This is a genomic window from Georgenia thermotolerans, assembly GCF_009193185.1.
GTDB lineage: Bacteria > Actinomycetota > Actinomycetes > Actinomycetales > Actinomycetaceae > Georgenia > Georgenia thermotolerans.
The window spans coordinates 57680-75966 of record NZ_VUKF01000015.1; the positions used below are offsets into that span (position 1 = coordinate 57680).

Consider the following 18287-nt stretch of genomic DNA (forward strand, 5'->3'; position numbering starts at 1 on the left):
CGCGCCGGGTGGCTGGGCCCCTCCCCGGGGGCCGCCCCGGCGCCTGGCGGCCGCCGGCCTCCCGTGCGGCTCAGCCCTGCGCGAGCGCCGCGTCGGAGGAGAAGACGAGGCCGAAGGTGACCTGGCCGGACGTCAGCGCCTGCTTCGTCAGGGGCCCACCGGCGTCGAGCGAGACGAACTGGGTGATGTCCAGGCCGTAGGTCTGCTTGAGGCCGGGCTCGCAGAACGGCCGGTCCGGGCACTCCGGCGGCCCGCCCAGGACGAGCCCGCCGCACGCGCCGGCGAGGTCGCTCAGCGTCTTGACGTCGTGCTCCTTGGCGAAGGCGGTGGTGACGGCGAAGGCGTTCTCGTCCGCCGCCTTCGACGGCGCACCGAAGGTCAGCCCGACCTTCTCACCGAGCGTGTGGAGGTTCTTGACGGTGCTGTCGAGGTCCGCGCTGGCCTGCGGGTTCTTGTCGGTGGCGTCGGGGCCGTTGACCTTCTTGTTGAGGAACTCGGTGAGCGTGCCGGCATACTCAGGCACCACGGTGATCTCGCCGGACTCCAGCGCCGGCTCGTACGTCTCGCGGTTGCCGATGGTGCGGACCTCGGCGTCGTAGCCGGCGTCGCGCAGCGCCAGGGCGTACAGCTCGGCGAGGGTGGCGGACTCGGAGAAGTTGCCGGCGCCCACGACGACCTTGCCGGATCCCTTCTCGCTGACCGTGATGCCGGCGTCCTTGTAGTACTGCTGGGCGGCCTGGCTCGAGGTGCTGCGCTCGATGTCGACCTTCTTGTTGAGGGCGATGAGCGCGGGGGTGTCGAGCGTGGCGGAGACGGCGTCGAGTGCCGCGATCATCGCCGGCTGGGCGGCCGCGGCGTTGACGGCCGGGATGATGTTGTCCACCGTCTGCAGGTTCTTGTCGTCCTCGAGCACCACGAGCTGGTCGCCGGCCACGGGCTTGCAGGTGGCGAGCGTGGAGGACCCGGACGCCGAGCCGGACGGCGCGGCGCTGCCACCTCCTCCCGACGATCCCGGCGCGCCGCAGCCGGCGAGCGTCAGGGCCGCGAGGGCGGCCAGGGCGGCGATGATGCGTGTCCTGCGCATGGGAACCTCCGTTGGGGCACGCCGCACCCGGCGACGACGACGGAGGTCATTCGACCGTGACGACGACCCCATCCGCAACCCAACAGGGACGAAAGGGCAGGTTTCGCCTCCGATTCCGCGCGGTCGGAGCGCTGTCCACAGGCCTCCAGCGGATGTCGGTGGTCGAACGTATGTTGGACGCATGGACGAGCCAACGGGGGATCGCCAGCCCGACGAGGACGGCGCGGCAGACAACGAGGTCTGCCTGCACTGCTCACTCGGTGTCTGCGACAAGCACCCCGACCTCTCTCACAGCAGCGAGGTCCTCGACCAGTCGCACCTCAAGCCGCTCGCGCGCGACATCGCGCCGCTGTTCCACGTCGACGGGCCGCCCGGGGCGGACCGCAAGACGGTCGCCGCCCTGCGCGAGATGCCTCCGGGCCCGCGGCTGGCCGCCGTGCTGGAGGGCATCGACCTCGCGTCGGTGGACGACTACGTCGCCGTCGAGGTGATCGCCGGCTACCACCGGATGGAGGCGTGGGCCGCGGCCCGGACCGCCGAGGCGGCCGCCCAGCTGGCGTCCCGGGACGTCATGTTCCCCCTGCGGTACGACCCGGACACCAGCCGCAGGGACGTCAACGTCGCGGCCGAGGAGCTGTCGATGCGGATGGGCCTCACCCGCCCCGAGAGCCGCCGTCTGATCTCCGTCGGCGCAGCCTTCGACGGCGTCATGGCGCCGACGGCGGAGGCGCTCGAGGCGGGCCTGATCGACTGGCGCAAGGCCGCCACGATCATCACCACGCTGGATCACCAGCCGGCACCGGTGGCCTGGGCCGTGCAGGAGGAGGTCCTTCCCCGGGCCCCGTTCCGTTCGCACCCGCAGGTCGTCCGGGACCTCAACAAGGCCCTCATCGCCGTCGACCACCACGACGCCGACCACCGTCAGCACCGGGCCTCCGCCCGCCGGCACGTGCAGCGCCTGACCCCGCTGCCCGACGGGCAGGCCGCCATGCGCCTGGTCGGCCCGGCGCACGAGCTCATCGCGCTGGACCTGGCCGCTGAGGCCGGGGCGCGGGCCGCGAAGGGGGCCGGGGACTCCCGCACCACCGACCAGCTGCGCTTCGACACCCTGGTCACGCTCGCCCAGCACGCCCTGGTGACCGGCTGGGCGGGAACCCCGCCGGACGGCTCGGCCGCGCCCGCGTCGGCCACTGGCGCGACCGGGCCGGCGCCGACGACCCCGGCCGACGACCCCGCGCCGCCCGGCGCCGCGGACCCCTTTCCCGGCTGGCCCGGCCCGGCGATGCGGCTGTCCCCCGCGCACATCCAGGTCCGGCTCACCGTGCCGCTGTCCGTGGCTCTGCCTCCCGAGGACGACGACGACGGAGGCGGGCGCCGCGAGCCCGTCGGCGTCGGGGCCACGGTGAGCGACGCCGCTGTCGCCGCGACGACCGGGTCGCCCCCGCCGGGCGGTGATCCGCCAGGCGCTGCCCCGCCTCCCGAGACCGCACCAGGCACCACCCCGCCCCGCGACCTGGCACCAGGCACCGCCTCACCCAGCGACCCTCCACCAGGAAACGCACCCGAGCCGGCCACCACCAGCGACCTCGTGCCCGCGTGCGACCTGCCCACCGCCGAGGTCGCCGAGCTCGACGGCTACGGCCCGATCACCCCGGCGGTCGCCCGTGCCCTGGCCGCCGGCGGGACGTGGCGCCGCATCGTCACCGACCCGCTCTCCGGCGCCGTGCTCGACGTCGGGCGCACCACCTACCGCCCGCCCGCGGACCTCGTCCGCCACCTCGCCGCCCGCGACCGCGGCTGCGTCTCCCCCACCTGCCAGGTCCCGCCCGGCCACTGCCAGATCGACCACACGATGCCCTGGTCGCAGGGCGGTCCCACCGCGGACTGGAACACCGAGCTGCTCTGCGGTCGCGAGCACCTGATCAAGACCTGCGGCGCCTTCAAGCTCGCCCAGCCGACGCCCGGCACCTTCGTGTGGACCACCCCGACCGGCCACCGGTACCACCTCGCCCCGGACGGCACCGTCACCCCGCTCGCCCCACCCGACGACCCGCCGCCCTTCTGAGGCGGCGGGCCGCCCGTGACTCAGGCGCCCACGGCATCGCGCCGGGACCGGCGGAGCCCCTCGCCGGACACGGCCCGCAGGGGCGCCGGCGTCAGCATCCGCTGGACCAGCGCCAGCAACCCCTCCAGGCCCAGGCAGACCACGACGACGAGCAGGGCGCCGGCCAGGGCCTGGCCGTACCGCTGGGTGGCGATGCCGTTGGCGATGATGAGGCCGAGCCCCCCGCCGCCGACGAGCGAGGCGAGCGTGACCGTCGCGACGACCTGCACCACGGCGGTGCGCAGGCCTGCGGCGATCAGGGGCATGGCGAGCGGGAGCTCCACGGCGGTCAGCAGCCGGGTCGGCGACATGCCCATCCCGGCCCCGGCCTCGCGCGCGGCCGGGGAGACGTCCTGCACACCGGTGTAGGAGTTCGACAGGATGGGCGGCACCGCGAAGATCGCCACCGCGAGGATGGTCGGGAGCTGCCCCAGCCCGAGCCCGGCGGTGAAGACGAAGAGGAGCGCCAGGGTCGGGATGGCCCGGGTGAGGTTCGCGACGGCGACCACCAGCGTCCCCCGGCGCCCGGTGTGGCCCAGCCACAGGCCCAGCGGCAGCGCGACGACGGCGGCGAGCACCACCGCGACGAAGGTCATCCAGAGGTGGTCGGCGAGCAGCGCGAGGATGCCCGTCGGCCCCGTCCAGCTGAGCGGGTCGTTGAGGTAGCGCAACGCGTCGCCGAGGACGCCGTTCATGACCGTCTCCTCCTCATGCCCGCCTCCGCCGCACCCACGGGGTGATGGCCCGCCCGATCGCGAGCAGCAGCAGGTCCGCCACCAGCGCGATGAGCAGGCACAGCACCGCGGCGGTCATGATCTCCGCCCGGTACCCCGAGTTGAACCCGCGGTACATCAGCTGCCCCAGCCCGCCGTAGCCGACCACCACGCCGACCGTCACGAGCGCGACGGTGGAGACCGTCGCCAGGCGCACCCCGGTGATGATCGCGGGCAGGGCCAGCGGCAGCTCGACGGTGAGCAGCCGGCGCCCGGCGGAGTAGCCCATGCCCCGCGCGGCGTCGCTGACCTCGGCGGGCACGCCCTGCAGGCCCACGATGGCGTTGCGCACCAGGACGAGCAGGGCGTAGCCGGTCAGTCCGATGAGGACGGTGGTCCGGCCGATGCCCGTGAAGGGCACCAGCAGCCCGAACAGGGCGAGCGAGGGCACCGTGTACAGCACGGCCGAGCCGGCCACCGCGGCGGTGCCGATCGCGGGGACGCGGTGCGCGAGCAGGGCGAGCGGCAGGGCGATCAGCACCGCGAAGAGCATGGCCTCGAGCGTCAGGCTGACGTGCTGGCCGGTGTACTGGGCGACGTCGGACCAGTTGTTCTGCAGGTAGTCCCACGAGAACCACGGGTTCGCCGCGGCGGCGGTCGACATCGGTCTCACCGGGGTGACGCTACATGCGCACCCCAGACGCCGGTAGCGTCGGGGGATGCCGTCCAGTCCAGAGCCGCTCATCCGCTTCGAGGGCGCCGCCAAGACCTACGCCGACGGCACGGTCGCGGTAGGCGGGCTCGACCTCGACGTCCGCGAGCACGAGCTCCTCACCCTCGTCGGCCCGTCGGGGTCGGGCAAGTCCACGCTCCTGCGCATGGTCAACCGGCTCGTCGAGCCGACCGGCGGCCGGGTGCTCGTCGCCGGGCGGGACGTCGCCACCGAGGACCCCGTCCTCCTGCGCCGCGGGATCGGCTACGTCATCCAGGACGTCGGCCTCTTCCCCCACCGCACCGTCGCCCAGAACATCGCCACCGTCCCGGGCCTGCTCGGATGGGACCGCCGCCGCACCCAGGAGCGGGTGGCCGAGCTGCTCCTGCTCGTGGGCCTGGACCCGGCCGTGCACGGGCCCCGCTACCCCCACGAGCTCTCCGGCGGGCAGCGCCAGCGCGTGGGCGTCGCCCGGGCCCTCGCGGCGAACCCGCAGGTGATGCTCATGGACGAGCCGTTCGGCGCCGTCGACCCCGAGGGCCGGCGCGCACTCCAGGAGGAGTTCCGCCGCATCCACGACGAGCTCGGCACCACCGTCCTCCTCGTCACCCACGACATCGACGAGGCCGTCGTCCTGGGCGACCGGGTGGCCGTGTTCAGCCAGGGCGGCCGGCTCGAGCAGGTGGACAGCCCGATCCGGGTGCTGACCCAGCCGGCATCGCCGTTCGTCGCCCAGTTCATCGGCGCCTCGAGCGCGGTGCGGCTCCTGTCGCTGACCACCCTCACGCCCGCCGACCTCGGCGGCGCGACACCGCCCGCGGGCCTCGCCGCGGACGCCGGCTCCCGATCCGCCGGCGCCGCTCCGGCCCGCCCCTTGCGCCTCGGGGACAGCCTCGAGGACGCGTTCGCCGCCCTCGTGAGCAGCCCGGACGGCACGGTCGTGGTCGCGGACGACGACGGCGCCCCGGCGGGCACGCTGACGCTCGCCGGGCTGCACGCCGCCTTGCGTCGCTCGGTCCAGGAGGAGGCGACGGCGCCGGCCGAGCCGTGAGCCTCGCGCCCGCCGAGCCGGAGCGGTGAGCCGCGTCCGCCACGCCGGGGCGGAGCCGCGCCTCGCTGAGCGGTGAGCGCCGCCCGCCTACCGCAGCCGGGCCAGGCCGCGCGCCGCGTCGGCGAGCGTGGCCTCCCGCTTGACGTACGTGAAGCGCACCCAGGAACGCAGCTCCTCGGCGACGGCGCCGCCGGGCGTGCAGAACGCGCTGACCGGAATGCCGACCACCCCGGCCTTCTCAGGCAGGTCGCGGCACAGGTCGACGGCGTCCGGATACCCCAGCCCCGCGCCGTCGGCCACCACGAAGTACGTGCCGCGCGGCGCGACGGGCGCGAACCCGGCGGCGACCAGGGCCTCGCACAGGACGTCGCGGCGGTGCTGGAGCGACCGCCCGAGACCGGCCACGTACTCCCCGGTGCGCCCGTCCTCGTCGGCCAGGCCCACGGCCACGGCGTGCTGGAACGGGCCGGAGGCCACGTAGGTGAGGAACTGCTTGACGGTGCGCACGGCGGTGACCAGGTCCGCGCGGGCGTGCAGCCAGCCCACCTTCCACCCGGTGAAGGACAGGCTCTTCCCCGCCGAGGAGATGGTGACGGTGCGCTCGGCCATGCCGGGCAGGGTCGCCATCGGGACGTGCTCGACGCCGTCGTAGGTGAGGTGCTCGTAGACCTCGTCGGTGACGACGAGGGCGTCGTGGCGGACGGCGGCGCGCGCGATCGCGCCGAGCTCGTCACGCGTGAGCACGGTGCCGGTGGGGTTGTGCGGGGAGTTCACGAGGACGAGTCGGGTGCGGTCGGTCACCGCGGCGTCGACGTCGGCGGGGTCGAGCCGGAAGCCCTCAGAGCTGGGCCGTAGCGCGATCGTGCGGTGCGTGGCGCCGCTCAGCGCGATGGCCGCGGCGTAGGAGTCGTAGTAGGGCTCGAGGGTGACGACCTCGTCGCCCGGGCCGGCGAGGGCCAGGATCGTGGCGGTGATCGCCTCGGTGGCCCCGGCCGTCACCAGCACCTCGGTCCGCGGGTCCACCTCGAGGCCGTAGTGGCGGCGCTGGTGCGCGGCGACGGCGTCGAGCAGCGCCGGGATGCCGGGACCGGGCGGGTACTGGTTGTGCCCGGCCTCGATCGCCGCCACGGCCGCGTCCTTGAGGTGCGCCGGCCCGTCCACGTCCGGGAAGCCCTGGCCGAGGTTGATCGCGCCGGTGCGGGTGGCCAGCGCCGACATCTCCGCGAAGATGGTCGAGGAGACGGCGCCGTCGGCGCCCAGCAGGCCCACCGCGTGCGCCACGTCCCTCCAGTGCCCGTGCGACATGGGGCGATTCTCCGCGCCGCGGGGCGCGGGGGCGCGGACCGACCGAGCGGCGGACGCGGCGGTCACCCCTGGCGCACCCCCGCGTCGCCCTCGCCGGACCCGCCGGACTCCTCGGACCCGGAGCCCGGCCTGGTCTGCCGGGCGTGCATCGCCGCCTGCGCCTGCTCGGGCATCACCCGCGCGCTGGTGACCTGCACGGTGTTCTTGGCCGAACCGGCCACCACCCGGTCCTTGCCCGCCATGAGCGCCTCGAAGCCCTCCCTGGCGATCTCGGCCGGGTCGTCCTTGGGCCCCTGCGCCACGCGGGTGTCCTCCATGTCGGCCCGGGTGAAGAAGTCGGTGTCGGTCGGCCCCGGCATCAGGGTGGTCACCGTGACGCCGGAGTCCTTGACCTCGTACCGGATCGCCTGGGCGAAGGAGAGCACGAACGCCTTCGACGCGGCGTAGGTGGCGTAGTAGGGCCCGGGCATCGTCCCGGCGACGGAGCCGGTGAAGAGCACCCGGCCGGCGCCGCGGGCGACCATCGCCGGCAGCACCCGCTTGGTCAGGTGCACGGTGGAGACGACGTTGAGCTCGAGCAGCTGGCGGTCGTCCGCCCACGGCGTCTCGGCAAAGGGGCCGCCCACCCCGATGCCGGCGTTGAGGACGAGCGCGTCGACCGGCCGGCCGTCCTCCTCGACGGCGGCGACCACGCGCTCCACCCCCTCGGGCGTGGCCAGGTCCACGGGCAGCGCCCGGACCCCGGCACCGAGCGCGCCGATCTCCGCCTCCGCCGCCCCGATGGCGGCGTCGTCGGCGCAGACGAGCAGGTCGAAGCCGTGCTCGGCGAACTGGCGGGCGAGCTCGAACCCGATGCCCCGCGAGGCACCGGTGACGACGGCGAACGGCTTGCTCTCGGCGGTCATGGTTCCCCTTCGACGGCGATGGGCGGCAGCGCGTCCCGGCCCGTCCACGGTAGGTGGCGAGGTCTGGGGTCGCACCGCGAGCAGGACAGACGCCCCGTTGCGGCGAAGAGCCCACGAAGAGACCCCGGCCGCCCGGCCGGGGTCTCTTCTCGTGCGGTGATCGAGGTGGTCAGATCCCGGTGCCGGGGGCGCCGTACCCGCTGCCGCCGGTGGACGGCCCGCCGGAGGAGCCGGTCGAGCCGGAGCCCGTCGAGCCGGACCCCGAGCCAGTGAAGCCCTGGACGGCGTCCTTGGACTCCTGGGCCTGGCTCTTGACGTCCTGGCCGGCCTCCCGGGCCTGGCTCGTGACCTCCTCGCCGGCCTGCTGGGCCTGCCCCTTGACCTCCTGGGCGCCGGAGGCCGCGGTCTCCTTGACCTCCTGGGCCCCCTCGGTGGCGGTCGTCCTGACGTCCTCGGCCGCCCGCTTGGCCGGCTCGCGGAGCTGCCCGGCCATCTCCTGGCCGACGCCCTTGGCCTCCTCCTTCACGTGGCCGACGGCGTCGCTCTCCTTGACCTGCCCGACCACCTCGCGCTCCTTGCGGCTGGAGGGGATCAGCCCGGCGGCGAGCAGCCCGGCACCGAAGGCGATGAGGCCGGCCGCCCAGGGGTTGCCCTGGGTCTGGCTGCGCACCTTCTGCGGGGCCTGCCGGGCCGTGTCGGCCACGGAGCCGGCGGCGTCGTGCACCGACCCCGACGCGCTGCCGGCGGTGTCCGCGACACGGTGCTTGGTGCCCTCCGCGGCGCCGACGACGCTCTCCCTGGCGTCCTCGGCCACCCCGAAGACCTTCTCCCTGGCGCCGGTGAACGCGTCCTTGACGCGCTCGGTCTGACGCTCGGCGATCCGGCTGGGGCTGACCTTCTCGGTGAGCGCGTCGACGTCGTCGCTCAGGTCGGCGCGGGTCCGCTCGATGTCGGCACGAATCTGGTCCGGGTCGTTCGTCGTCATGATCGCTCCTGTCCTTTGAGGGCGTCCGGGATCTTCTTCACGGTCTCGGCGGTCTGGGGCAGCCCCTCGGTCCGACGCAGCCGCTGACGCCCCATGGCGGCCAGGACGGCGGCGATGATCGCCCAGATGACGGCGACGATGATCGCCGACCATCCCAGGGCCGGCCAGGTGTTGCCGGAGCCGATGGCGGCGCCCAGCCCCCACCACAGCGCGACGGAGAGGAACAGCAGGACGAAGTGCGTGGCCCACGCGGCCCCGCCCAGCATCCCGGCGCCCTTCCCGGCCTCCTTGGCGGACTGGGTCGTCTCCGCCTTGGCCAGCGCGATCTCCTGCCGGATCAGTGTCGACAGGTCCTTGCTGACCTCGCCGAACAGCTCACCGACCGAGGCCTGGGCGGGGTCGCGGCGGGGCGCCACCGGGGGCTCGCGGGGCGGTTCGAACTGCGTGCTCATCGCGTGCCACCCATGCCGTACTCCTCGTCCGCCGTCGCCGGGCCGGCCCCGGACGGGTTGGAGCCCGTGGTCGGGGTGCCGTAGCCCGGCGCGTACTCGATGGAGGGCTCGTCACCGGCCTGGCTGCGGACGCCGGTGCCGTAGTCGGCCGGGTAGCCGGCCCCGCCCATGGTCGTGCCGGCCGGGTACCCGGTCGGCACGGCGTAGCCGGCGGCCGGGGTGGCGGAAGCGGTCGTGGGCGACGCCGCCGAGGTGCGGTACGTCGTCGTCGACGGGGCGGACCCCGCCGAGCTCGACGCGCTCTCGTCCTTCAGGCTGCGGGCCACCCGGCCTGCGAGGAGCCCGAGGCCGGCGGCGACGGCGAGGAAGGTGCCGGGGTGGCGCCGGGCGTAGCGGCTCACCTCGTCGACGACGTCGCCCGGCTCGCGCTCGTCGAACCAGCGACCGAGCCGGTCGAGGTAGGACGAGGCCTGCCGGGCCAGGTCGCTGGCCATGCCCTGCTCCTGCGCGCCGTCCGCCATCGACGTCAGTTCGCCGGAGAACGAGCGCAGGCCGCCGGCCAGGCGCCGCTGCTGGGAGCTGGCCTGGTCGGTGAGCTGGGCCCGGCCCTGCTCGAAGAGGTCGCGCGCCTGGGAGCGTGCCTCGGCCACGGTCTCCTTGGCCTTCTCCGTGGCCAGGCCGGCCGTCTCCTGCACCTTCTCCTTGGCGACCTGCGCCGTCTCCCCGGCCTGCTCGCGGGCGGTGTCGGTCACCTCGCGGGCCCCCTCACCGGCCGTCTGCGCGACGGCGGAGGCCTCCTGCTTGGCCGTGTCGGTGGTCGAGGACTCGTCCGTGGCGCCCGCGCCGGCCGGCGGCGGGGGCGGCGGGGTGGTGGCGGGCGGGTAGGTCGGGGGCATGCCCGGCACCGGGGCCCCGGCCGCCGTGCCGAGCGGCTCGGGTGCCTCGGGATAGCGGTTCGTGCCTTCGCTCATCGTCTGTCCTTCCGCTGGTCGTCCAGAGGCTTGGGGGTTCGTCCGTGACGAAGAGTCCCCATCGTCTGTGCCCGTCGACGATCCCGCCTCTTGACTGGGCTTGACTTTCAACCCCTGCTGTGCGAAAGGCGCGCCGGGAACGGCGTGCGCTCGCGCAGGTCAGCGGCGCGGTCGCGGGCAAACGCCGGGGCGGAGCGTCGGGGCGGTGCACCAGAGCGGACGCACGTCAGGACGCGCGGGAGCCGGCGCCAGACGGCGCGCCAGAGCCACCGCGCGACGGCGGCACCCACCTCGCCAACACGTCAGGCGCGGTCGGCGATCCCGCGCTCACCGCTGCGCCGGGCACAGTTCGCGCAGCAGTAGATGTCCCCCTCGGCCTCCACCCCGTGGCCGAGGATCCGGACCCGGCACCACGCGCAGACGGGCGCCATCGCCTGGGCGGCGCACTCGAAGCTGTCGAAGTACCCGGTGCGATCGCCCTGGGTTACGGTGATGAGCTTGTCGTAGTCGTTGCCGCACGTCTCGCATCGCGCCATGCCGGCCTCCTCCTCGAGCTCCAGGACCGGGCGGTGACCGGACCTCCGCGTCCGGCCGCACCCGCCCGGGCGGGTGCCCAACAGGGTCGTGCAGTGCCGACGGCACCGCATCTTGGTGCCGTCCGCGCCGCCTCGGACCTCGCAGACCCCGCCGGGTCACCAGCGCGTCAGCCCTTGACCCCCGTGGTGGCGATGCCCTCGGTGAAGTGCCGCTGGCCGAGGAAGAACAGGATGATCATGGGGACGGTGGTGATCACCGAGGCCGTCACGACGATCTCCCAGTGCCAGTTCCCGCCGAAGCCGAACTGGTCGAGCACGGCCTTGAGCCCACGCGGGATCGTGAACTTGTCCGAGTCGCGCAGGTAGATGAGCGGGCGCATGAGGTCCGTCCACGCCGCCTGGAACTCGAAGATGAGCGTGACGATGAGCGCCGGCCGGGTCAGCGGCAGCGCGATGCGCCGGAAGATGGTCCAGTTGCTCGCGCCGTCGAGCTTGGCGGCCTCGAACACGTCCCGGGGCAGGTTCAGGAAGAACTGGCGCAGCAGGAAGATGTAGAAGGCGCTGCCGAAGATGTTGCCCGCCCACAACGGCGTGAGGGTGTCGACCTGGCCCAGCGCGTTCCAGATCAGGAAGGTCGGCACCATCGTCACGGCGCCGGGCAGCATCATCGTGGCCAGCACGATTCCGAACAGCACCCCCCGCCCGGGGAACCGGAAGTAGGCGAACCCCCAGGCCACCAGCGCGCTGGAGAAGGTCACCGTCACCGCGGCGAGCACGGTGACGAGCACCGTGTTGCCCAGCCACAGCAGCATCGGGGCCTCGTGCCAGACGCTGAGGTAGTTGTCGAAGGTGAACGTCTCGGGGATGAGCTTGTTGTCGAAGACCTCGCCCTGGGGCTTGAAGGACGCGCTCACCAGCCACACGAACGGGTAGATGAACACCACGGTGAGGGCGACCAGCGCGGCGACGACCAGGACGCGGCCCGCCGTCATCCGGCGCCGGGGTCGCGCCTCCGCGGGGCCCGCGGACCGGCCCGGGTGACGGGGGCCGCCCGCGCCGCCGGCGTCGGGGGTGACGGCGCCGGCGGGGTCCGCCGTCGTCACCGTCGACGCGGTCGACGTGGCCGACGTGGCCGCGGCCGCGGTTGCCGAGACCGCCGAGGCGGCTGCCGACGTCGGCGCCGAGCCCGGGGCCGTGGCCTCCGCGGCCCGGCTCGCCGCCTCGGCGCCCGGGCGGATCGAGGTCGCGCTCATCGCTGCTCCCCCTCCAGGTACACGAACCGTTTGGAGACCTTCAGCTGGACGAGCGTGATGGCGAGGATGATCACGAACAGCACCCAGGCCATGGCCGAGGCGTAGCCCATGTTGAGGAACTGGAAGGCCTGCTGGAACAGGTAGATGACGTAGAACAGCGCCGCGTCGTTCTTGTACCCGCTGCTGCCCCAGAACGCCGTGTACGTCTCGGTGAAGGTCTGGAACGCGGCGATGGTGTTGACGATGGTGACGAAGAACAGGGCGCCGGAGATCATCGGCACGGTGATGTGCCGGAAGCGGTGCCACCTCCCGGCGCCGTCGACGCGCGCGGCGTCGTAGAGGTCCTGGGGCACGTTGCGCAGCGCGGCGAGCAGGATGATCACCGAGCCGCCCACGGACCACAGGCTCATGAGGACGATCGAGGGCTTGACCCACGCCGGGTCGGTGGTCCAGCTGGGCCCGGTGATCCCGAACCACCCCAGCACCTCGTTGATGAGCCCGTTCTGCCCGTTGAAGACCAGCAGGAGCATCACGCCGACGGCGACCGGCGGGGTCATGTTGGGCAGGTAGAAGGCGGTGCGGAAGAACCCCGACGCCCGCCCCGCCTTGTTGAGCAGCACCGCCACGCCCAGCGAGACCGCGACGTACAGCGGCACCTGCACCACCGTGTAGAAGAGCGTGTTGCCCAGCGACCTGGCGATCTTCGGGTCCTCGAACAGCCGGCGGTAGTTGTCCCAGCCGACGAAGCTCGGGTCGTTGATGACGTCGTAGTCGGTGAAGGAGAGGTAGGCGCTGTACAGCAGCGGCCAGGCGGTGAAGACGAGGAAGCCCACGATCCACGGGCTGATGAACAGCAGCGCCGCCCGGGTGTCCCGCCGCTGGCTCGCGGTGCGCGGGGGCCGCACCCGCCGCCGGGCGAGACGATCCCGGCGGCGGGTGCGGGCGACGGACGCGACGGCCACCCCTAGGCCTTCTGGTCCCAGTCCGCCCAGGCCTTGTCGAGGGCGGCCTGGGCCTCCTCCTGCGCCTGCTCGAGCGAGGCCTGCGGCTCGGCCTGGCCGTTGAGGACCCGGTTGACGGCGTCCTCCCACGCGGCCTTGAACTCGTTGTCGGCGGGGTTGGCGGGCAGGGCGACGGCGTTCTCGTTCGCCTCGTACATCGCCGCCACCGCGCTGTCCCAGGTCTCGTCGCCGCTGGGCTCGACGAGGTCGCGCACCGCCTCGTCGGCGGCGGCGTTGCCGGTCAGCAGGCCGGTGAACGGCTTGCCCTCGGCGTCGCGGGCGGACTTGCGGGCCTCGGCCGCGGCCATCCAGGCGTCGACCTCGGTCATCGCCCGGGCCCACCGGCACGCCGCGGCGGGGTTGTCGGTGCCCGCAGGGATGGCCCAGGCCGACCCGCCCGCGAAGGCGAACGGCTGGCCCTGGCGGTCCTTGAGGGTGTCGAAGACCATCGGGGCGTCCGGCGAGACGTCGTTGAGGACGTTGATGTACCACTGCTCCATCGGCATGGCGCCGAGGGTGCCGGTGGCGAACTGGTTGCCGGAGCCGAAGAAGTCGGCGGAGTCCTTCAGCGCCTTGACGGCGGGGAAGCCGCCCTGGTCGTCGTAGATGCTCACCGCCCACTCGAGCGCCTCGACCACCTTGGGGTCGTCGAGCTGGGCGGTGCGCCCGTCCGCGGAGAGCAGGTCCGCGCCGTTGGCGTGGGCCCACAGCGGGAAGAACTCGGGCATCTTGGAGTCGTAGCCGATGACGGACAGCGAGCCGCCGTCGCCCTGGTGCATCGCCTCGTTGGCGGCGGAGATGGCCTCCCAGCTCGAGCCGTCGACGTCGGCGATGCCCTTCCCCGCCGCGGCGAGCAGGTCGGCGTTGGCCATGGTCAGCGCGATGGTGCTGAACTCCGGGATGCCGTAGACCTCGCCGTCGAAGGTGACCTGGTCGAGGGCGAAGTCCCGGAAGTCCTCCGTGCGGATGCCCTCGCCGTCGATGCACGTCGTCAGCGGGATGATCGCCCCGCGCGAGGCGAAGGTGCCGATCTGGTCGCGGCTGGCGTAGATGAGCTCGGGCGGGTCGCCGGCGGCGACGGCGGAGAGGAACTGCTGGATGTCGAGGTCACCCTTGGTGAGGGAGACCTTGACGTCGCCGAGGGCCTTCTCGGCGTGCTCGACGCGGGCGGTGGCCACCTCGTCGTCGGTGCCGAACCCCATCACGTCGAGGCTGCCGCTCAGCGTCGCCGTCGAGTCGTAGGTCGTCTCGTCCGTGGCCGCGTCACCGCCGCCCCCCGTGCCCTGGGCACAGGCCGCGAGCACCAGGCCCGTCACCGCCGCCATCGCCGACACGCGCACCGCACGCCTCACCACTGCAACACCCCCGTCATGCGCGCCCGCAGGCGCAATTCCAGACCGCTTCACTGCGGATTTTTTGACCGTAAACCGCTTCTCCACTTCCTGCGAACGCAACACGCATCGCATTTGACGCGATATCGCGCCGCTCCTGGCGCGATCGCCATCAGGTGTGACGGGAACCACTCACCGGCGCTCGGCACGGATGCGACCCCTCGGCGCCGGCCCTACCGTGGGGGTCGCGGGCCCGCGACCGACGGCGGAACGGAGCGCACGATGACCTCGCTGTGGCTGGACCGGCCCGACCTGCCCACCTATCCGCGGGTGCCCGCCGGGCGGGGGTTCGGCGCCGTGGTCGTCGGCGGCGGGCTCACCGGCCTGACGACGGCGCTGCTCCTCGCCCGGGCCGGGTGCTCGGTCGCCGTCCTGGAGGCGCGCACCCTCGGCGCGGTGACCACGGGCAACACCACCGGCAAGGTCACCGTCCTCCAGGGCACCAAGCTCGCCCGGATCGCGCGGCGGCACTCGCGGCGCACGCTCGGGGCCTACGTCGAGGCCAACACCGAGGGCCAGCAGTGGCTGCTGCGCTACTGCGCCGAGCACGACGTGCCGGTCCAGCGCCGCCCGGACCTCACCTTCGCCCAGACCGAGGAGGGCCGCGACGTCGTCGGGGCGGTGCAGGACGCCGCCCGCGAGGCGGGCCTGCCCGTGGAGTGGCTGGAGGACCCCGGCCTGCCGTTCCCCACCCGCGGGGCGGTGCGGCTGGCGAACCAGGCCCAGCTCAACGCCGGAGACCTGCTCGTCGCCCTCGCGCGGGACCTCGAGCGCCACGGCGGCGAGATCTTCGAGCACTCCCGGGTGCTCGGCGTGCGCGGCGACCGGCCGGCCCGCCTGCGCCTGGCCGACGGCGAGGTCCGCGCCGACCGGGTGGTGCTGGCCACCGGCACCCCGATGCTCGACCGGGGCGGGTTCTTCGCCCGGCTCGCACCGTCGCGCACCCACGCCCTGGCCCTGACGGTGCCCGGTCCCCTCCCCCAGGTCATGGCCATCGCCGCCGACGCGCCGTCGCACTCCCTGCGCACCGCCGAGGTCACCGGCGGCGAGCGGCTCGTCGTCGCCGGCGGCAGCCACCCCGGGGGGCGCGCGGTCTCCCCGCGCGAGCACGTCGAGGAGCTGACCCGGTGGGCGACGACGCACTTCCCGGGCGCGACGGTCACCCACCGGTGGTCCGCGCAGGACTACCGGGGGGCGGACGAGCTGCCCTCGGTCGGCCCGCTGCTGCCCGGGTCGGACCGCCTGTTCGTGGCCACCGGGTTCGACAAGTGGGGGCTGGCGATGGGGGTCGCCGCCGCGCTGGCGCTGTCGAGCGCCATCCTCGAGGGGCACATGCCCTGGGCGCGGGCGGTGCGCACGTGGCGGCCCAACGCGGTGACCGGGCTGGACCGCACGGTGCGGCTCAACGCCGGGGTCGCCGCGCGCCTCGTCGCCGACCACGCCAGCCCGCGGGTGCGCAGCACCGCGGTGGTCCCGCCCGAGGGCCAGGGCCGGGTCGAGCTGCGGGGGCGGCGGCTGGTCGCGGTGAGCACCGTCGACGGCGTCATCCGCCGGGTCTCCGCCACCTGCACGCACCTGGGCGGCGTCGTGAGCTGGAACGACGCCGAGATGTCGTGGGACTGCCCGCTGCACGGCTCGCGCTTCGCCGCCGACGGCACCGTGCTCGAGGGCCCGGCCACGTGCGCCCTGCGGGCGCTGGCGGAGCGGTGACGGCGCGGACCTTGCGGGGCGACGGCGTGGCGCCGTCCGGCGCGGCGGGGGCGGGCGCCGCGGTGCGCGGGCTGCCGCGCGCGGGCCTGCGCGACACCGCCCGGGTGCTCGGCGTCGTCCTCGCCCCGATGATCGCCCGGGGCGTGATCCTCCGCCGGCCCGCCGTGGTGGCGCTGGCCGAGCGGGTCGACGCCGACCGGCGGGCCGGCGCGGTCCTCGCCGGGCTGCGGGAGCGCCACGGCGGCGGGCCGGTCCTCCTGCGGCTGCCGGGCCGGGAGCTGGCGCTGGTCCTCGAGGCGGCCGACGTCGAGCGGCTGCTCGCCGGGTCGCCGCGGCCCTTCACCCCGGCGAACCGGGAGAAGCGGGCGGCCCTGCGCCACTTCCAGCCCGCCGGCGTGCTCATCTCCGACGAGGAGCACCGGGCGGTGCGCCGGCCCTTCAACGAGGCGGTGCTCGACCACGGGGCGGCGGTGCACCACCTGCACGCCCGCTTCGCCGCCGTCGTCGCCGAGGAGACGGCGCCGCTGCGCCGCGGCCACACGGAGCTGGGGTGGGACCGGTTCGCCCCGGTGTTCTGGCGGGTGGTGCGCCGGGTGACGCTGGGGGACGACGCCCGCGACGACACGGCGGTCACCGACCTGGTGGCGGCGCTGCGTGCGCGGGCGAACTGGGTGCTCGTGCCGCCGAGCCGGCGGCGGCTGCGCGAGCTGGCGGAGCGGCTGCGCGGGTACGTCGCCACCGCCGGGCCCGGCAGCCTGGCCGGGCTCGTCCGCACGCTGCCGTCGCCCCCCCGGCACCGCCGCCGTCGGGCAGGTGCCGCACTGGCTCTTCGCGTTCGACGCCGCCGGCATCGCGACGTTCCGGGCGCTCGCCCTGCTCGCCGCGCACCCCGAGACGCTGGCGGCGGTGCGACGGGAGGCGGGGGACCTCACCGCCGGCCCCGGCCCGCTGACCCGGGCCACGCTCCTGGAGTCGCTGCGGCTGTGGCCCACGACCCTGACGATCCTGCGCGACAGCGTGGAGGAGACCACGTGGGCGGGCCGCCGCGCGGCCCCGGGGACGGCGTTCGCCGTGATGTCCTCGTTCTTCCACCGCGACAGCACCCGCCTGCCGTGGGCGGACCGGTTCACCCCGGAGATCTGGCTGGACGGCCGGGCGGCGGCCACGGAGGCGCTGGTGCCGTTCAGCGCCGGGCCGGCCGCGTGCCCCGGGCAGACGCTCGTGCTCGACGTCGCCGGCACGGTGCTCGCGACCCTGGCGGCCGGCGGGGTGGCCCTCGACCCGCCGGACCGGCTCCGGAGCGGCGATCTGCCGCGCACGCTGGCGCACACCACGCTGCGGTTCCGGCTGGGCTGACGAGCCGGGGCGCCATGACCCCCCGTCGTGCGCGGACCCCGAAGAGCTACGATGTAGCACATCGGAGGTGGTTGCCGTGGGTGAGGTGGGCATCCGGGCGCTCAAGCAGAACGCGTCGGCCGTCGTCGCCCAGGCGGCGGCGGGCGAGACCATCATCGTCACGGATCGCGGCCGCCCCGTGGCCCGGCTCACCCCCCTCGGGAAGTCCCCGCTCGAGGCGATCCTCGACGACGGTCAGGCCCGTCCACGGCGGCGTTCGCTGCGCGAGCTGTCGGCTCCCGTGCCGGGCCCACCGCTGTCGCACGAGCTCCGGTCGCAGCGCGACGCGGAGCGGTACTGACGTGGCGCACTACCTCGACACGTCCGCGCTGGTGAAGCTCGTGGTCGCCGAGGAGGAGTCGGCGGCGCTCTTCGCCTGGTCCTCCGACCAGGAGTCCGGGCTCGTCTCCAGCGATCTCGCCCGGACGGAGCTCGTGCGCGTCGTCCGCCGGGCAGCGCCTGACCTCATGGGCCGGGCCCGCGCGGTCCTCGACACCCTCGTCCTGCTCACCCTCCCGACGTCGACCTTCGAGGAGGCGGGACGCCTGGGCCCGCCCGGGCTGCACAGCCTGGACGTGCTTCACCTCGCCGCCGCGCTGCGGCTCGGCGACGACCTCGAGGCACTGGTGACGTACGACGACCGGCTGGCCGGGGCGGCGGGCGCGCTCGCCATCCCCGTGCTCTCGCCCGGCCACGCCCATCGGGGTCCGCCGGCGTAA

General features: G+C 74.4%; 18 protein-coding genes. 6 read left to right on the top strand and 12 right to left on the bottom strand.

The features are described 5' to 3' along the window. Positions 1-70: 70 nt before the first annotated feature. A complete protein-coding gene (locus GD970_RS09000; protein ID WP_152202554.1) occupies positions 71-1084 on the bottom strand; it encodes a glycine betaine ABC transporter substrate-binding protein in 1014 nt (337 codons plus the stop codon). A gap of 181 nt (positions 1085-1265) precedes the next feature. Between GD970_RS09000 and GD970_RS09005 the strand changes: the two genes are divergently transcribed. Then, on the top strand, positions 1266-3149 hold the full coding sequence (locus GD970_RS09005; RefSeq protein ID WP_170297242.1) for an HNH endonuclease signature motif containing protein: 1884 nt from the start codon (positions 1266-1268) through the stop codon (positions 3147-3149). A gap of 20 nt (positions 3150-3169) precedes the next feature. Here GD970_RS09005 and GD970_RS09010 read toward each other — a convergent pair whose 3' ends face one another. Continuing rightward, the gene (locus GD970_RS09010; protein WP_152202556.1) at positions 3170-3883 is read right to left on the bottom strand and encodes an ABC transporter permease; all 714 of its coding nucleotides are present in this window, start codon (positions 3881-3883) and stop codon (positions 3170-3172) included. Positions 3884-3896: 13 nt separating this feature from the next. Continuing rightward, positions 3897-4565 carry an ABC transporter permease gene (locus GD970_RS09015; RefSeq protein ID WP_152202594.1) on the bottom strand — a complete coding sequence of 223 codons (669 nt, stop codon included), beginning with the start codon at positions 4563-4565 and terminating at the stop codon, positions 3897-3899. Between the two features lie 55 nt (positions 4566-4620). Between GD970_RS09015 and GD970_RS09020 the strand changes: the two genes are divergently transcribed. After that, positions 4621-5664, top strand: a complete 1044-nt coding sequence (locus tag GD970_RS09020; RefSeq protein WP_152202557.1) for an ABC transporter ATP-binding protein — start codon at positions 4621-4623, stop codon at positions 5662-5664. A gap of 87 nt (positions 5665-5751) precedes the next feature. Here the strand turns inward: GD970_RS09020 and GD970_RS09025 are convergent, their stop codons facing one another. The 9 genes from GD970_RS09025 to GD970_RS09070 form a co-directional block, all read right to left on the bottom strand. Beyond that, positions 5752-6969 (bottom strand): pyridoxal phosphate-dependent aminotransferase, encoded by a 1218-nt coding sequence (locus GD970_RS09025; RefSeq protein WP_152202558.1) that lies wholly within the window; start codon positions 6967-6969, stop codon positions 5752-5754. A 62-nt stretch (positions 6970-7031) separates the two neighbouring features. Next, positions 7032-7874 (bottom strand): SDR family NAD(P)-dependent oxidoreductase, encoded by an 843-nt coding sequence (locus GD970_RS09030; RefSeq protein WP_152202559.1) that lies wholly within the window; start codon positions 7872-7874, stop codon positions 7032-7034. 169 nt (positions 7875-8043) lie between these two features. Continuing rightward, the gene (locus GD970_RS09035; RefSeq protein WP_152202560.1) at positions 8044-8859 is read right to left on the bottom strand and encodes a DUF3618 domain-containing protein; all 816 of its coding nucleotides are present in this window, start codon (positions 8857-8859) and stop codon (positions 8044-8046) included. Then, positions 8856-9311, bottom strand: a complete 456-nt coding sequence (locus tag GD970_RS09040; protein ID WP_152202561.1) for a phage holin family protein — start codon at positions 9309-9311, stop codon at positions 8856-8858. Before GD970_RS09040 ends, GD970_RS09035 begins: the two co-directional genes overlap by 4 nt. Next, on the bottom strand, positions 9308-10282 hold the full coding sequence (locus GD970_RS21595) for a hypothetical protein (protein ID WP_155524113.1): 975 nt from the start codon (positions 10280-10282) through the stop codon (positions 9308-9310). Before GD970_RS21595 ends, GD970_RS09040 begins: the two co-directional genes overlap by 4 nt. 302 nt (positions 10283-10584) lie before the next feature. Beyond that, entirely contained in the window at positions 10585-10818 is a 234-nt protein-coding gene (locus GD970_RS09050) for a hypothetical protein (RefSeq protein ID WP_152202562.1), read from the bottom strand. Positions 10819-10985: 167 nt separating this feature from the next. Continuing rightward, complete coding sequence (locus tag GD970_RS09055; protein ID WP_152202596.1) at positions 10986-11810, bottom strand: carbohydrate ABC transporter permease; 825 nt, start codon at positions 11808-11810, stop codon at positions 10986-10988. Between the two features lie 257 nt (positions 11811-12067). After that, positions 12068-12976 (bottom strand): carbohydrate ABC transporter permease, encoded by a 909-nt coding sequence (locus GD970_RS09065; RefSeq protein ID WP_152202597.1) that lies wholly within the window; start codon positions 12974-12976, stop codon positions 12068-12070. Between the two features lie 59 nt (positions 12977-13035). Continuing rightward, complete coding sequence (locus tag GD970_RS09070) at positions 13036-14427, bottom strand: ABC transporter substrate-binding protein (protein WP_226925245.1); 1392 nt, start codon at positions 14425-14427, stop codon at positions 13036-13038. A gap of 258 nt (positions 14428-14685) precedes the next feature. Between GD970_RS09070 and GD970_RS09075 the strand changes: the two genes are divergently transcribed. The 4 genes from GD970_RS09075 to GD970_RS09090 all read left to right on the top strand — a co-directional run bounded on the left by GD970_RS09075 (position 14686) and on the right by GD970_RS09090 (position 18287). Further along, positions 14686-16173 carry an FAD-dependent oxidoreductase gene (locus GD970_RS09075; protein ID WP_152202563.1) on the top strand — a complete coding sequence of 496 codons (1488 nt, stop codon included), beginning with the start codon at positions 14686-14688 and terminating at the stop codon, positions 16171-16173. A gap of 813 nt (positions 16174-16986) precedes the next feature. Further along, positions 16987-17529 (top strand): cytochrome P450, encoded by a 543-nt coding sequence (locus GD970_RS22165; protein ID WP_211489950.1) that lies wholly within the window; start codon positions 16987-16989, stop codon positions 17527-17529. Between the two features lie 76 nt (positions 17530-17605). Then, positions 17606-17869, top strand: coding sequence for a type II toxin-antitoxin system Phd/YefM family antitoxin (locus GD970_RS09085; RefSeq protein WP_152202564.1), 264 nt, complete (start codon positions 17606-17608; stop codon positions 17867-17869). Between the two features lies 1 nt (position 17870). Further along, positions 17871-18287 (top strand): type II toxin-antitoxin system VapC family toxin, encoded by a 417-nt coding sequence (locus GD970_RS09090; RefSeq protein WP_152202565.1) that lies wholly within the window; start codon positions 17871-17873, stop codon positions 18285-18287.